The following is a 15,841-nucleotide window of genomic DNA, read 5'->3' on the forward strand; positions in this document are numbered from 1 at the left end:
CGATGGTGTAGCAGCATTCTCGTTAAGGTTTAGGAAAAGATATGCATAATTCAGGCATGATTATATTAATATATACTGACTTGTTTTTAAATATTTCGTGTGGTTTTTAAATAATTTAAAAACTATCTTTTTGATTATCTGGGACTAATTGATCATGACTATAATTTTTTCACAATGCCGTTAAAAAGAGACCCTTCGTCCTTAAATCTGTGGCGAAGAATCTCTTCAAAAAACTGCATGGGTGATACAAGTGATTTTATGACAATCAAATTTCAAAGCTGTTAAAATACGATCTGAGTTCGCGTTTTAAGCAATCAACCGCTAAGTGAGGCAAAAGCCAGTGATAACACCTCTCAATTAACATTCATCGCGCTGAATATCGGTTTGTAATTTACTCATAAAGCGAAAAATTAAAGTCACTATCATGATTTACTAACGTAATTGCGTCATCCGATCCGGATTAAAGGTAATCGGACTGCGTTCTAGGAACAAATCTGGCACAATGTCGAACCAGTAAGTGGTGACAATGGGCTTCCGATGTTCCACTTGATCCCGATAATACTCATAATAACTGATGCCTTTATACGACCCTACAATGTTGTAAACATTGGTGTACCCCAGATTGATCAGTGCCCGCACCACATTGTAGCTCCGTTGACTGGTTAAACAATGGAAATACACAGGCCGATCCTTAGGAATCTCATCGAGACGATCACGGAACTCACTCATGGGAATATTCACAGACGTGGTTAAATGGCCGTCGCGATACTCATCCTTTTCACGGACATCGACGATCATCGCACCGCTTTCCACCAAACCACGGACTGCAGAAACTGGCACTTGGCGATACTCATCATTGAGTAAGTTAGTGGCCACCATACCGGCCATGTTGACGGCATTTTTAGCCGTGCTCATTTTAGGTTGATAACACAATTCCAACGTTTCCAAATCTTCCACATAATTATGATTGGCGATCATGGTGGCAATCACATCGATCTGTTTGTCCACTGCGCTTTCACCAATGGCTTGCGCACCGAGAATCTCGCCAGTTGGATAAGCGAAGACCAACTTTAGAAATAAAGACTTCGCGCCTGGCATCAGTGACACTTTATCCAGCGGAATCACCGTTGTCGTGCGGTAATCAACGTGATTGGCCTGACAAGTGGCTTCATTCATCCCAGTGGACGCCACATTTAGTTCAAAAACAGGAATGCATTGTGAGCCGATCACCCCGTGATTTCGGACTTGCCGCCCATAAATATGGTCCGCCGCTTGGCGTGCTTCAATTTGTGCTGGAAAGGCCAAATTCAACCGCTGCGGCTTACCCGTTTGCCAGTTAAATACCTCAATGGCATCCCCTACAGCGTGAATATGAGGAATATTGGTTTGAAAATGTTGATCGACCTTAATGGCACCTGTTTCACCAGTGGCGATGCCGGCCTGTGTCGCCAGGTCCGTTTCCGGCGCTACCCCAATGGCCGCGATCACTGCTTGACTCTTTAAGTGACGCCCTGAGGCTAACGTCACGTTTTTGTCTGTAATCGCCGTCACCCGATCATTGACAATTAAGTTAATCTCATAGTCCAACATGGTTTTCTGAACGATTTGCGCCATATCATCATCTAATGTTTTCAGCACATGGTCATGGGCTTCGACCAAATTAACCTGAAACCCACCATTCGATAAATTTTCGGCCGCTTCTACTCCAACGAAGCCCCCGCCAATAACAGTGACATCGGTAATATCTCGGTCTAACAGATACCCTAAAATATGTTTAACATCTTCCACATTCCGAATCGTAAACACATTGTCGTTGTGGATCCCCGCAATCTTAGCTGGCCGGATCGGCACTGCGCCAGGGGCCAGCACTAATTCATCGTAAGCCACCGTTTCGGTGGTGTCTGCTTCTAAATTGTGTACCGTCACAGATTTTGTCGCTGGGTCAATGGCCGTCACTTCATGATTGACCTTAACGGCAATACTATATTGCATTTCTAAATCAATGGGACGCATCACAATAATGTCATCCGCCACATCGATCATTTGTGATAAGTGATAAGGCAGTGAGCAGTTAGAAAATGCCACATCTGGCCCTTTTTCAAAAATGGTAATTTCCGCACTTTCATCTAAGCGGCGGCAACGGGCAGCGGCAGAAGCACCGCCAGCAACCCCACCCACCACAACTATTTTTTTAACCATCATGCGGTCATCCTTTCTCAATCGTGTTATTTCACACAAAAAACTCCTTCTTAAGCGAACAAAAGTCCACTTAAGAAGGAGTATACCGCAAGCTTGCGGGTTAATGCAATTTCAATTAATCCTTGGCTTCAGAATCAATTTGTTTTTGAATATCATTGATGGAATAGACGTTTTCAGAAACGACGCCCACTTCCTTAGGTTCCATATGACGGTATTTCGCCATACCAGTTCCGGCTGGAATGATCTTCCCAATAATGACGTTTTCTTTCAAACCTAACAACGGATCGTTCTTGCCACGGATAGCAGCATCCGTCAAGACACGGGTTGTTTCCTGGAATGATGCGGCTGATAAGAAACTGTTGGTTTCCAAGGCAGCCTTGGTGATTCCAAGTAACACTGGCCGTGAAGTGGCAGGAATGCCACCGGCAATCAGGGTTTGATAGTTCCGACGCTTAAAGTCGCCAATATCCATTAAAGTCCCAGGCAAAATGTCAGTATCGCCAGGATCCATGATCCGAACTTTACGTAACATTTGCCGAACCATAACTTCCATATGCTTATCAGAAACTTCGATCCCCTGTAAACGATAAACCTTTTGGATTTCACGTAACATGTAGACTTCAGTTGCTAAGCGATCACGCACTTGTAATAACTGCTTAGGATCGATTGACCCACCTGTTAAGGCTTCCCCACGTTCAACGAAGTCGCCTTCTTGAACTTTCACACGGGCTGTAAATGGAATGCTGTAAGTCCGTGTATCGGTTTCGCCTTGCACGGTGATTTCCTTAGTATGATCAGCAGGGTTTTCGTCAATCGCCGTAATTTCACCGGTGACTTCACTAATGTTTGCCAACCCTTTAGGATTCCGAGCTTCCATGATTTCTTGGACACGTGGTAACCCTTGGGTAATATCGTTCCCGCCAGCAACACCGCCGGTATGGAAGTTCCGCATGGTTAACTGTGTACCGGGTTCACCGATTGACTGTGCGGCAACGGTCCCGACAGCTTCACCAACTTCAACGGTTTCACCAGTTGCTAAGTTACGACCGTAACAAAGCTTGCAGACACCATGTTCCGTGTTACAAGTAAAGACGGACCGAATGGTAACGGTGTCGATGCCAGCATTAACGATCTTCGCAGCGGCATCTTCATCGATCATGTGGTTTTGAGTGACAATTTCTTCCCCAGTTTCAGGGTCAAAAACAGTCTTCATGGCATACCGGCCTAAGATCCGATCGTAGAAAGGTTCGATCATTTCGTTTCCTTCAGTGATTGCACTGACTTCAAGGCCACGATCTGTACCACAGTCTTCTTCACGAATAATGACATCTTGTGCCACATCGACCAAACGACGGGTTAAGTACCCAGAGTTGGCGGTCTTCAAGGCCGTATCGGTCATCCCTTTACGAGCCCCGTGGGTTGAGATAAACATTTCCATGACGGATAAGCCTTCACGGAAGTTTGAGATAACTGGTAATTCCATGATTCGACCGTTAGGCGCAGCCATTAAACCACGCATGCCGGCTAACTGGGTAAAGTTAGACACGTTACCACGGGCACCAGAATCACTCATCATAAAGATTGGATTATTCGCAGGCATGTTGCTCATCAAACGTTCAGTGATCTGATCCTTAACGGTGTTCCAAACGCCGATAACACGTTGATAACGTTCGTCGTCTGTAATCAAACCACGACGGAACTGCTTGGTGATCGTTGAAACTTGCTTATGGGCATCCGCAACCATGGCAGCCTTTTCTGGCAATTCCTTGACATCGGCGGCCCCAACGGTAATCCCAGACTTCGTTGCTTGTTCATAACCTAATGTCTTCATACGATCCAATAATTCAGATGTTTCCGTTACACGGTAAACTTTGAAGACTTGGGCAATGACATCGGCTAAGAAACTGCTCTTAAATGGCTTGATCAAGTCGCGATCTTTTAAGACAGCCTTAATGTCTGTACCAGGTGCTAAGAAGAATTCTTCAGGCACCCCATCCATTAAGTTACCATTTGAAGGTTCGTTTAAATAAACAAAGTTCTTTGGCAAGATTTCGTTAAAGATCACTTTACCAACAGAGGTCATCATGATCCGTTGTTGTTGTGCTTCAGTAAATGGCTTTTCTGGCAAAGCGTTGACCGCTAACCCGATCCGAGTGTGCAATTCAACATAGCCGTCTTGATAAGCCATAACAACTTCATTAGGATCTTTGAAGATCATGCCTTCGCCTTTAATGCCTGCTTCTTCAGTGGTTAAGAAGTAGTTTCCTAACACAATATCCTGTGAAGGTGTGGCAATTGGCTTCCCATCCTTAGGCGCCAAAATATGGTGCGCTGCTAACATGAGTAAACGGGCTTCGGCTTGGGCTTCATCTGATAATGGCACGTGGATGGCCATCTGGTCCCCATCGAAATCGGCGTTGTAAGCTTCACAAGCCAATGGATGTAACCGCATGGACTTCCCATCAACCAAAACAGGTTCGAAAGCTTGGATCCCCAAACGATGCAACGTAGGGGCCCGGTTCAACAGAACTGGGTGTTCTTTGATGACATCTTCTAAAACGTCCCAAATATCTTCATCGCGCCGATCGATCTTACGTTTGGCATTCTTAATGTTTGAGGCTAATTCACGTTTTACCAATTCGCGCATCACGAATGGCTTGAACAATTCAAGGGCCATTTCACGTGGTAACCCACATTGATAGAACTTCAACGTAGGGCCAACATCAATAACAGAACGACCAGAATAGTCAACACGCTTCCCTAACAAGTTCTGACGGAAACGACCTTGTTTCCCTTTCAACATATGTGAAAGCGACTTTAATGGCCGGTTCCCAGGACCGGTTACAGGACGACCACGACGGCCGTTATCGATCAAAGCATCAACGGCCTCTTGCAACATCCGTTTTTCGTTTTGAACAATAATGCTAGGCGCATTTAAGTCCAATAAACGCTTTAAACGGTTGTTCCGGTTGATCACCCGACGGTACAAATCGTTTAAATCAGAAGTGGCAAAACGGCCACCTTCCAATTGAACCATTGGCCGTAAATCAGGCGGGATCACTGGAATGGCATCCATAACCATCCAGCTTGGTTCGTTACCGGATTTTTGGAAAGCACTTAAAATGTCCAAACGCCGAACAGCACGCGTCCGTTTTTGACCTTGGGCTGTCTTTAAGTCTTCTTTCAAATCAGCAACTTCTTTATCAAGATCGACATCATCTAACAAGTCCTTAATGGCTTCAGCACCCATTTTAGCCTTGAAATCACTGCCGTATTCTTCATACTTTTCACGGTATTCACGTTCGGTTAAGAGTTGTTTCTTCTCCAAAGGTGTGTTCCCGCCATCAATGACCACGTAAGAAGCAAAGTAAATGATTTCTTCTAACGCCCGTGGGCTCATGTCAAGCACTAACCCCATCCGGCTAGGAATCCCTTTAAAGTACCAAATATGTGAGACTGGGGCCGCTAATTCAATGTGGCCCATCCGTTCGCGGCGTACCTTAGAACGGGTTACTTCAACCCCACAACGGTCACAAACGATGCCTTTATAACGGATTCGCTTGTATTTACCACATGCACATTCCCAATCTTTGGTAGGGCCAAAGATGCGTTCATCGAACAAGCCATCGCGTTCTGGCTTTAAAGTCCGGTAGTTAATGGTTTCAGGCTTTTTAACTTCGCCATAAGACCAACTCCGAATTTTGTCAGGCGATGCCAATCCGATCTGCATGCTTTCAAATTTATTAACGTCGATCACTTAGCTGACCTCCTAAATGCTTTAATGTCCATTTTGCTAGCGCAAAATACTATTCTCGGAGGATGACCATTCCTGTGGCGGCAGTTCATACCGCAGGAATCATGGCCCTCCTAGTCTTGTTGGTTATCGCTATTTGATTTCATGGCTTCTTCGGCTGCTTTTTTCGTCCGTTGCGCTTCTTGTTCCTTGGCAAACTTGGATAAAGCATCGACGCTGACCACGTCATCATCTTCGTCATCCATATCACGTAATTCAATTTCCTTGTTGTCGGCGTCTAAGACCTTCATATCTAAGCCTAAGGATTGTAATTCCTTAACTAGGACACGGAAGGATTCTGGTACACCTGGCTTTGGAATTGGTTCGCCTTTAACGATGGCTTCGTAAGTCTTCACACGACCGACAACGTCATCTGACTTGTAAGTCAAGATTTCTTGCAAGGTATAAGCAGCACCATAGGCTTCCAAAGCCCAAACTTCCATTTCACCGAAACGCTGGCCACCGAATTGGGCTTTCCCACCTAAAGGTTGTTGTGTAACCAATGAGTAAGGGCCAATTGAACGTGAATGTAACTTATCATCAACCATGTGGGCAAGTTTCATGTAGTACATGACCCCAACAGACACCCGGTTGGTAAATGGTTCCCCAGTGCGACCATCGTACAACAATGACTTTCCATCATCGTCCATGTCGGCTTCTTTAACAGCACCCCAAACATCCTTATCAGAAGCACCGTCAAAGACTGGTGTTGCCACATGAATGCCTAAGTTCCGTGCAGCCATCCCTAAATGCAATTCGATAACTTGTCCAATGTTCATACGTGAAGGCACACCCATTGGTGATAAGCAAATATCAACTGGGGTCCCATCTGGCAAGTATGGCATATCTTCTTCAGGAACAACGATTGAAACGGTCCCTTTGTTACCATGACGGCCGGCCATTTTATCACCGACTTGGATCTTACGTTTCTGGGCAATATGCACGCGAACCATCATGTTCACACCTGGTGATAATTCATCGCCGGCTTCACGGGTGAAGATCTTCACGTCTTGGACGATCCCACCGCCACCATGTGGTACCCGCAAGGAAGTATCCCGAACTTCACGGGCCTTTTCACCAAAAATCGCGTGTAATAAGCGTTCTTCAGCTGATAATTCGGTAACCCCTTTAGGCGTTACTTTACCAACTAATAAATCGCCATCCTTCACTTCAGCCCCGATGCGGACGATCCCAAATTCATCAAGATCTTTCAACGCATCTTCGCCGACGTTCGGAATTTCACGGGTGATTTCTTCCGGTCCTAATTTCGTATCACGTGCTTCTGATTCGTATTCTTCAATATGAATGGATGTATACGCATCTTCACGAACTAACTTTTCAGACAAGACAATGGCATCTTCAAAGTTGTACATGTTCCAAGTCATGAAAGCAATGATTGGATTTTGACCTAAGGCAAGTTCCCCATTTTCCATGGCTGGTCCATCCGCTAAGATTTCACTAAAGTCAATGTGATCACCTAATTTAACGATTGGCCGTTGGTTATAACTCTTACCAGAGTTTGAACGCCGGTACTTCATTAAATCATACGTGTCTAAAGTGCCGTTTTCACGACGAACACGAATTTGCTTGGCATCAACGTATTCAACGGTACCAGCTGCTTTGGCAACAATGGCAGTCCCTGAATCGTGGGCTGCTTTGTATTCGATCCCAGTCCCAACTAATGGGGCATGTGGGTTAACCAAAGGTACGGCCTGCCGTTGCATGTTGGCACCCATTAAGGCACGGTTGGAGTCATCGTTTTCCAAGAAAGGAATGCAGGCTGTGGCAACGGCAACAACTTGCTTAGGCGAAACGTCCATGTAATCAACATGATCGGTTGAAATTTCCAAGTTTTCATCTTTACGACGTGCCAATACCATATCATCCACAAATGAACCATCGTCATTTAATGGTGAGTTAGCCTGGGCAACAACGTAGTTATCTTCTTCATCAGCAGCTAAGTAATCAATTTTATCGGTTACTTTATGCGTCGTCCAATCCACACGCCGATATGGGGTTTCAATAAAGCCATACCGGTTGACAACGGCGTAAGACGCCAAACTGTTAATTAAACCAATGTTTGGGCCTTCAGGCGTTTCAATTGGGCACATCCGGCCATAATGGGTATAGTGCACGTCCCGGACTTCATAACCGGCACGGTCACGGGTCAAACCACCAGGGCCTAAGGCTGACAAACGACGTTTATGGGTCAATTCACCTAATGGGTTGGTTTGATCCATGAACTGGGACAATTGTGAAGAACCAAAGAATTCTTTGATTGATGCGACAACTGGCCGAATGTTGATCAATTGTTGTGGTGTAACTGTGGATGTATCTTGAATGGACATCCGTTCACGCACAACCCGTTCCATCCGTGATAAACCGATCCGGAATTGGTTTTGTAATAATTCACCAACTGAACGAATCCGACGATTGCCTAAATGGTCAATATCATCGGTTGTCCCAATGCCTTCTTGTAAGTTCAGGAAGTAGTTCATTGAGGCAATAATGTCAGCTGGGCGAATGTGCTTCCAGCTTAATTCAATGTTGGCATTGCCAATCATTGGCACTTCTTTTTCAGGATTGACCTGTGAGTAAACCATAATGGTTTGCAAGGTCATTGGGTCTGTAACGGCCCCTTCGTCTGAAGGTGTGTAAGTGGTGGTCTTAAAGTCGTCACGTTCTAAGTAAGGACTTAATTTTTCCATCACACCACGATCGATCACGGTATCCTTTTGCGCAATGACTTCACCTGTATCAGGATCAGCCAATGTTTCAGCCAATGTTTGGTTCAACAAGCGTGTCTTTAAAGCTAATTTTTTGTTGACTTTATAACGCCCAACAGCCGCTAAATCATAGCGCTTTGGATCAAAGAAACGCGCGTTCAACAGACTCCGAGAGCTGTCAGCCGTCTTTGGTTCACCAGGACGTAGTCGTTCGTAAATATCTTTTAAGGCTTCTTCAACCCGTGAATCATCATCATTTTTATGCACATCTTTTTCCAATGTCAGCATTAAGCTGTCATTGCGACCTAACATATCAATGATCTCATCATCGGAACCAAAGCCTAATGCCCGTACAAGCTCGGACATTGGGATTTTCCGTGTCCGGTCGATCCGCACGTAAGAAATGTCTTTGGCATCAGTTTCATATTCCAACCAAGCCCCACGGTTAGGAATCATCGTTGTGCCATAGATCGTCCGACCATTTTTATCAAGTTCACTATTGAAGTAAACCCCAGGTGAACGCACCAACTGGGAAACGATAACCCGTTCTGCCCCGTTGATAATGAAAGTCCCTTGATCTGTCATCAATGGGAAATCCCCAAAGAAGACATCTTGAGATTTGATTTCGCCTGTTTCATGGTTGGTTAACCGTAAGGTCACATGTAATGGTGCTGAATAGTTGGCGTCATGTTGACGTGCTTCTTCAACCGTATATTTTGGCTCTAACAATTGATAATCGACGAATTCTAATGATAAATTCCCTTGAAAATCATCAATGGGCATAATATCATTGAACATTTCCTTTAAACCTTCATCAAGGAACCAATTGTATGAGTTGGATTGGATTTCAATTAAATTTGGTAAATCCAGTACTTCCTTAATTCGTGAATAACTGCGCCGTGTCCGGTGTTTACCGTATTTAACTAAATGGCCTGCCAAATTGTTCACCCCTTCTTGAATTTCCGCAAAACACTTAAAATTACAAAAATATGACAAATATTAAAAATAAGTAACATTTACCAAAAATTCGGAATTTTAAGCAAAAAAAAACCAAAAATAGGACAGTGTTCTATTCAAACTTGTCAGCTACTTTTGAGTTTTCCTTTATTTACCTCACGGACAATAGATCGCAAGGTAAAATATTCCGCAGTTTTTAGCAATTACTAATCATACACAGTCTTTTGACACTTGTCAAGGGGAATGTTTGTTGAGAAGGCTAGGTTACGGTCCATTAGCAAAAATTGAGCTGAAATGCCGTTAAAACAAGCCCGCAATGAGCTTCTAAAAAGCATTAAAAAATCAGCCCACTTGCGTAAGCTGATTCATTTGCTTTATTTCATTAAACTAACTGATTCGCCCGCCGAAGCATGTCGCCTGGCTTCACTGGTTGGGTGACTGGCACCTTGCAGATCATCATGGCATCTGGGGCACGCAGTAGAATGTCATAATCTTCATCCCACAACTGCGTCAATGTTTCCGTATGATGCGTAAAGTGTGGCCCGTAAAATTCAATTTGGTCCCCAACACCAAAGTTATTGCGTTGACGAATGGTGGCTAACTTCTTTGCTGGATCATAGGCCATGACTTCACCGACAAAGGCATATGATGGTCGTTTACGACGTTTGCCAAACAATTCATCATCTGCAGTCGGGGTGCCATAGTAAAAGCCGGTGGACATTTCCCGTTGGGCGACTTTCCATAGTTCATCCACCCAAGCCGGATCCAATTGATAATGTTCTGGATCGGCACAATAACTGTCAACTGCCTGACGATAAACATTTGCCACAGTCGACACGTAATGGATCGACTTCATTCGCCCTTCAATCTTAAAGGAATTTACCCCCGCTTCGATCAAATCTGGAATATGTTCGATCATAGCCATATCAACGGCACTCATGGTAAAGGGTGTCTTGGCATCTGTTTCTTCTTCACGCTGTCCAGCTGTCGGCATTTCAAACAAGTCATACTTCCAGCGGCAATTTTGCGCGCAGCCACCACGGTTCGCATCCCGCATACTCATATGGTTAGATAAAACGCAACGACCGGAATAGCCGATACACATGGCCCCATGAATAAAGGCTTCGATCTGAACATCGGTATGCCGCCGCATTTCCTTGATTTCTTCAATGCCGACTTCACGTGCTAAGACAACCCGTTCTAAGCCTTCGGATTGCCAGAAATTCAGGGTTTCATAGTTGGCAGCTGACGCCTGTGTGGATAAGTGCACTGGCAGCCCCGGTGCTTCTAAAATCGCAATTTCAATCAAAGCTGGATCTGACACGATCACCGCATCAATGCCAATCTCGCGTAAGGTTTGGAAAAAGCGGCCGGCGCCTGCTGTATCCCCTTCATGGGCCACAATGTTCGCCGCCACATAAACCTTGGCGTGACGTGCATGGGCATAAGCGACCCCTTCACGCATTTGATCAAATGAAAAATTACCAGCTCGTGTTCGTAAGCCATAGGCGTCGCCGCCAATATAAACGGCATCTGCACCATAATCAATGGCCACTTTCAATTTTTCTAACGTACCAGCTGGTGCTAGTACCTCTGGTTTATTCTGAATTGTACGCATCTTATTGCACCTCACTTGGATCAATTTCATAAAAACCGGTATCGAGGCCCCGGTTAACCGGCTGGTTCGCCACCACTTGTTGACTGAGCTCAGCCGCTAATGCTGGCGTCCAAGTCCCTGCAGCCAGTGCCTGCTTGGCAGCCACAAAAGCCTTAGCAATAGCCACAAACTGGGTCTCGTCTGTAAACAAGCCATCTAGCTTCCAGTTGGTTAACCCTAATTGATAAAGCTGATCCAGCTTGGTCATTAAGTTCAGATCATTGTTCGCAAAAATATGAGTGCCATTCCGATCTTCATAAATCGAATAATGATCGTTCTGATGCTGTGGAATGGCAATAAAGAGCCCCCGTTGACGATCTGCCCGATCCTGATGGTCTTTCACAAAGTCAAAATAGTTATGCAACAATGGCCGCCCTGATTGATGAATACAAGTCGCCCCATACACTTGAATCTCGCCTGGCACCGTTAATTCAGGCGCCATTGTCACAAGCTCACCGTAAGGCACTTCTCGGGCGATCACAGCACCGGTTGCCCCATGACGCGCCCAAAAGTTAACTTGTTGTGCGCTGGTGACCACCACTTCAGCATCATAAATGTAGGCCAATTCTGGTACTTCTTGCTGTAAAACATGAATCGCACCTGGATCGCCAATGGTAACGGCATCCACTTTTAAATCAGCGAGCACATGCAAGTAAGCCCGTACCTTTTCAATGCGGTCATTATGAAAAATTGCATTCACAGCCACGGTCACCTTTTTACCAGCAGCGTGGGCCATTGGGACGATTGTTTTTAAATCAGCTTGGTGAATATCAGCCGGCAAACGCAAGCCAAATTCGCTTTCACCTAAATATAATGTATCAACACCAGCCGCTAATAAGGCCTCAGCTTGCTGTACTGACGCCACGGTTGTAATTAAATTCATGTTTAAAATCGCTTCTTTCCTTGGATTGCAAGTGTCTCTAGGATAACATAGATCACAAATCCTGAAAAATCACCATTGCTGCCACAAGCACGCTTTTGACCCCCTGACACAACAAAAAAAACGAGCGTTCAACAAGTTTGCTGAATGCTCGTTTTGCGATTCTATTAAGCTTTAACTGGCTTTTGAGGTGCTGGTTCATCGTGAACGTTTAACGTGATCTTGCCTTGGCGTGCACCGATCGTCAGGGAATCACCTAATTTAATTTCCCCGCCTAAAAGTGCTTCACTTAAGCGATCCTCGATCTCAGTTTGTAATGCCCGCCGAATTGGCCGTGCACCGTATTCTGGGTCGAAGCCCACCTTGGCGATCACATCAATTGCAGCCGGTGTGATCTTCACGTTGATCTCCTGCTCCCGTAACCGTTTTAAGACCTTCTTCGACATGATCTTCACGATTTGATGCAATTCAGGCTTATTCAATGAATGGAAGACAACCACTTCATCGATCCGGTTGATAAATTCAGGCCGGAAGCCTTTCTTTAATTCTTCTAAGATCCGGCCTTTCATCGCTGAATAGTCGTGTTGTACCGTTTTGGCACCAAAACCAACTGACTTTTCATCACGCAAAGCAGTCGCACCTAAGTTAGACGTCATGATCAAAATCGTGTTACGGAAATCAACTTTTCGTCCTTTGGAATCCGTTAAGTAACCATCATCTAAGACTTGTAACAAAATGTTGAACACATCTGGATGGGCCTTTTCAACTTCATCTAATAAGACCACAGAGTATGGCTTTTGCCGTACTTTTTCAGTCAATTGACCGCCTTCATCGTAGCCAACATAGCCAGGAGGCGCACCGACTAACCGCGAGGTTGAATACTTCTCCATGTATTCGGACATATCAACACGAATCATATTTTCCTCTGAGCCAAACATCGCCTCTGCTAAGGCCTTCGCTAACTCGGTTTTACCAACCCCAGTTGGGCCTAAGAACATAAAAGAACCAATTGGGCGCTGTGGATCTTTCAACCCACTCCGTGCCCGGCGAATGGCCCGTGACACAGCGGAAACTGCTTCGCTTTGACCAATGACCCGCTGATGCAAGATCTTTTCTAAGTTGATCAAACGATCACTTTCAGTTTTTTGCAACTGGGTTAATGGCACACCTGTCCACTGTGAGACAACATGGGCCACGTCCTCTGGTGTCACCTTGACGTCCGTACGAATCTTACGTTCAGTCTCTGATTGCGCTTGCTTCTTCTCGATTTTTTGTTTCAACTTCATTTCGTCTTCACGAACAGCAGCTGCTTTTTCAAAATCTTGATTTTCAATCGCCGTTTCTTTAGCCGTCGCTAAATCTGCCAATTGCTTTTCAAGCTTATCCGCAGGTGTTGGCTTGCTAGCAGCGTCTAACCGAACAGCCGCCGCCGATTCATCGATTAAATCGATGGCCTTATCCGGTAAGAACCGGTCACTAATGTAGCGTGATGACAAGACAACCGCTTCATGTACTGCTTCATCGGTAATGGTCAACCCATGATGTTCTTCATAACGGCTACGTAAGCCTAACAAAATTTCTTCGGCTTCATCTTGACTTGGTTCGTTGACTTGGATCGTCGCAAAACGGCGTTCCAAAGCAGCGTCTTTTTCAATGTACTTTTGGTATTCATCTAGCGTTGTGGCGCCAATCACTTGCATTTCACCACGCGCTAAAGCCGGTTTCAAAATATTAGATGCATCAATGGCACCTTCTGCGCCACCAGCCCCGATCAAGGTATGTAATTCATCAATGAAGAGAATCACTTGCCCATCACGGTAAATTTCATCGATGACTTTCTTCAAACGATCTTCAAATTCACCACGATATTTCGTACCAGCGACTAATGACCCCATATCCAACGCCATTAAACGCTTTTTCTGCATATCAACTGGTACATCGCCGTGAACGATTTTTTGTGCTAAGCCTTCTGCAATCGCCGTTTTACCAACCCCAGGTTCACCAATTAAAACAGGGTTGTTTTTGGTCCGCCGTGCCAAGACTTGGATCAAGCGGCGAACTTCTTTGCTCCGCCCAACCACTGGATCCATTTTATTTTCACGTGCTAATTGCGTTAAATCCCGCGCTAATGAATCTAAGGTTGGCGTGCCTTCGCTTGCTTGTGCTTGACGGCCACCACGTGCCGGATTACGCCGTTTTGTACTTGTATCTGTAACGCCTAACTTTTTCAAGATCATTTGGCGTGTTTTACTTAAGCTAAGCCCCATATTGGAAAGAATCCGCGCTGCTAAAATATCGTCTTCACGTAAGAGACCTAACAAAACGTGTTCTGTGCCAATTTTCATAGCACCCATTCGTTTTGCTTCGTCCCCTGCATACGACAACACTTGTTTCGCCTTTGGTGCATATGGCAAATAGGTGTCCTTTTTCGTATCAGCCGAGGTTCCATAGCCGGTAAAGCGCTCGATTTCTTCCCGAACATCCTCATCAGTTACTGACAATTGGCGCAATGTCTTACCGGCAATCCCGTCATTTTCAATCACTAATGCTAATAATAGATGTTCTGTTCCGATCGCATGATGCCGAAAATACTTGGCTTGTTCTTGTGCTAAAACCAAGACATTCTTGGCACTTGGTGTAAATAAATTGTCCATGTAGGCGTCCCTCACTTTCGCTTACGATTTTTCAAATCGAAGATGGTTCAAGATACTCGTCAAAACGCTGGCCCTTAAAGCATTTTCCAAATGGCGATCATTTACCGCTAATGCATCATGGCTAATGGCCGCTAAAGTCAAGTTCGCCTCTTGCCGAGTTACAAAATCTTCTTCATAAAGCTTTTGTACAATTGCCAACGCATCCCGCTGGGTGATCGTACTGCCAATCAGCTCTATAAGTGTATCTAGCATATCACGATTATCTAATAAATTCACCTTTTCAATGCGAATATACCCACCACCACCGCGTTTACTTTGAACTAAATAACCACGTTGGATCGTGAAACGGGTTTTTATCACATAGTTGATCTGTGATGGTACACAATTAAAAAGATCTGCAATCTCAGCACGTCGAATTTCAACCTTTTCCGAATCTGCTAAAATTTGCTTTAAGTAGGCTTCAATAATATCAGAAATATTTTGACCTTGCATCATTTTCACCTCACTTAAATACTTTGACTAATATTGACATTTATTATAGAAGATTTTAGACCAAAAGCAAAGCATATTGTCGTAAAATCATACCAAACAAAAAAGCCGCATCCCCACGGATACGACCATCACTGACAATCATTGATCGGGAAAACAGGATTTGAACCTGCGACCCCTACGTCCCGAACGTAGTGCTCTACCAAGCTGAGCTACTTCCCGGAAATACAAAAAAGAGCGGAAGACGGGATTCGAACCCGCGACCCCCACCATGGCAAGGTGATGTTCTACCACTGAACTACTTCCGCATTAACGCTATTCATCGGGAAAACAGGATTCGAACCTGCGACCCCCTGGTCCCAAACCAGGTGCTCTACCAAGCTGAGCTATTTCCCGTTATCCATTTGTGCCAATCAATGATGAATATCACTGATCAATGCACCCAGTAGGAGTCGAACCTACAACCTTCTGATTCGTAGTCAGACA

7 protein-coding genes and 3 tRNA genes are annotated in these 15,841 nt (G+C 44.9%); all 10 read right to left on the reverse strand.

Going from position 1 to position 15,841, the window contains the following annotated elements:
• Nucleotides 1-432: 432 nt before the first annotated feature.
• The 10 genes from FC07_RS11830 to FC07_RS11875 all read right to left on the reverse strand — a co-directional run bounded on the left by FC07_RS11830 (nucleotide 433) and on the right by FC07_RS11875 (nucleotide 15,751).
• Complete coding sequence (locus tag FC07_RS11830; RefSeq protein WP_083483308.1) at nucleotides 433-2,199, reverse strand: FAD-dependent oxidoreductase; 1,767 nt, start codon at nucleotides 2,197-2,199, stop codon at nucleotides 433-435.
• 115 nt (nucleotides 2,200-2,314) lie between these two features.
• A complete protein-coding gene (rpoC, locus tag FC07_RS11835) occupies nucleotides 2,315-5,956 on the reverse strand; it encodes a DNA-directed RNA polymerase subunit beta' (RefSeq protein WP_057905312.1) in 3,642 nt (1,213 codons plus the stop codon).
• A 110-nt stretch (nucleotides 5,957-6,066) separates the two neighbouring features.
• Nucleotides 6,067-9,657: a DNA-directed RNA polymerase subunit beta gene (rpoB, locus tag FC07_RS11840; protein ID WP_057905313.1), complete on the reverse strand. Its 3,591-nt coding sequence runs from the start codon at nucleotides 9,655-9,657 to the stop codon at nucleotides 6,067-6,069.
• Nucleotides 9,658-10,057: 400 nt separating this feature from the next.
• Nucleotides 10,058-11,293 carry a peptidase U32 family protein gene (locus tag FC07_RS11845; protein ID WP_057905314.1) on the reverse strand — a complete coding sequence of 412 codons (1,236 nt, stop codon included), beginning with the start codon at nucleotides 11,291-11,293 and terminating at the stop codon, nucleotides 10,058-10,060.
• Between the two features lies 1 nt (nucleotide 11,294).
• Nucleotides 11,295-12,215, reverse strand: a complete 921-nt coding sequence (locus FC07_RS11850; protein WP_057905315.1) for a peptidase U32 family protein — start codon at nucleotides 12,213-12,215, stop codon at nucleotides 11,295-11,297.
• A 164-nt stretch (nucleotides 12,216-12,379) separates the two neighbouring features.
• Complete coding sequence (locus tag FC07_RS11855) at nucleotides 12,380-14,866, reverse strand: ATP-dependent Clp protease ATP-binding subunit (protein ID WP_057905316.1); 2,487 nt, start codon at nucleotides 14,864-14,866, stop codon at nucleotides 12,380-12,382.
• Nucleotides 14,867-14,887: 21 nt separating this feature from the next.
• The gene (locus tag FC07_RS11860) at nucleotides 14,888-15,358 is read right to left on the reverse strand and encodes a CtsR family transcriptional regulator (RefSeq protein ID WP_057905317.1); all 471 of its coding nucleotides are present in this window, start codon (nucleotides 15,356-15,358) and stop codon (nucleotides 14,888-14,890) included.
• A gap of 145 nt (nucleotides 15,359-15,503) precedes the next feature.
• A tRNA-Pro gene (locus FC07_RS11865) sits at nucleotides 15,504-15,577 on the reverse strand.
• A gap of 14 nt (nucleotides 15,578-15,591) precedes the next feature.
• Nucleotides 15,592-15,663, reverse strand: a tRNA-Gly gene (locus FC07_RS11870).
• A gap of 14 nt (nucleotides 15,664-15,677) precedes the next feature.
• A tRNA-Pro gene (locus tag FC07_RS11875) sits at nucleotides 15,678-15,751 on the reverse strand.
• Nucleotides 15,752-15,841: the final 90 nt, after the last annotated feature.

Origin of the sequence: Loigolactobacillus bifermentans DSM 20003, from assembly GCF_001434575.1 — a bacterium.
GTDB classification, from domain to species: domain Bacteria; phylum Bacillota; class Bacilli; order Lactobacillales; family Lactobacillaceae; genus Loigolactobacillus; species Loigolactobacillus bifermentans.

Coding starts and splice junctions, on each gene's coding strand:
- FC07_RS11850 (WP_057905315.1), bottom strand. CDS start 12,215: ATGAATTTAATTACAACCGTGGCGTCAGTACAGCAAGCTGAGGCCTTA.
- FC07_RS11830 (WP_083483308.1), bottom strand. CDS start 2,199: ATGGTTAAAAAAATAGTTGTGGTGGGTGGGGTTGCTGGCGGTGCTTCT.
- FC07_RS11845 (WP_057905314.1), bottom strand. CDS start 11,293: ATGCGTACAATTCAGAATAAACCAGAGGTACTAGCACCAGCTGGTACG.
- FC07_RS11860 (WP_057905317.1), bottom strand. CDS start 15,358: ATGCAAGGTCAAAATATTTCTGATATTATTGAAGCCTACTTAAAGCAA.
- FC07_RS11855 (WP_057905316.1), bottom strand. CDS start 14,866: ATGGACAATTTATTTACACCAAGTGCCAAGAATGTCTTGGTTTTAGCA.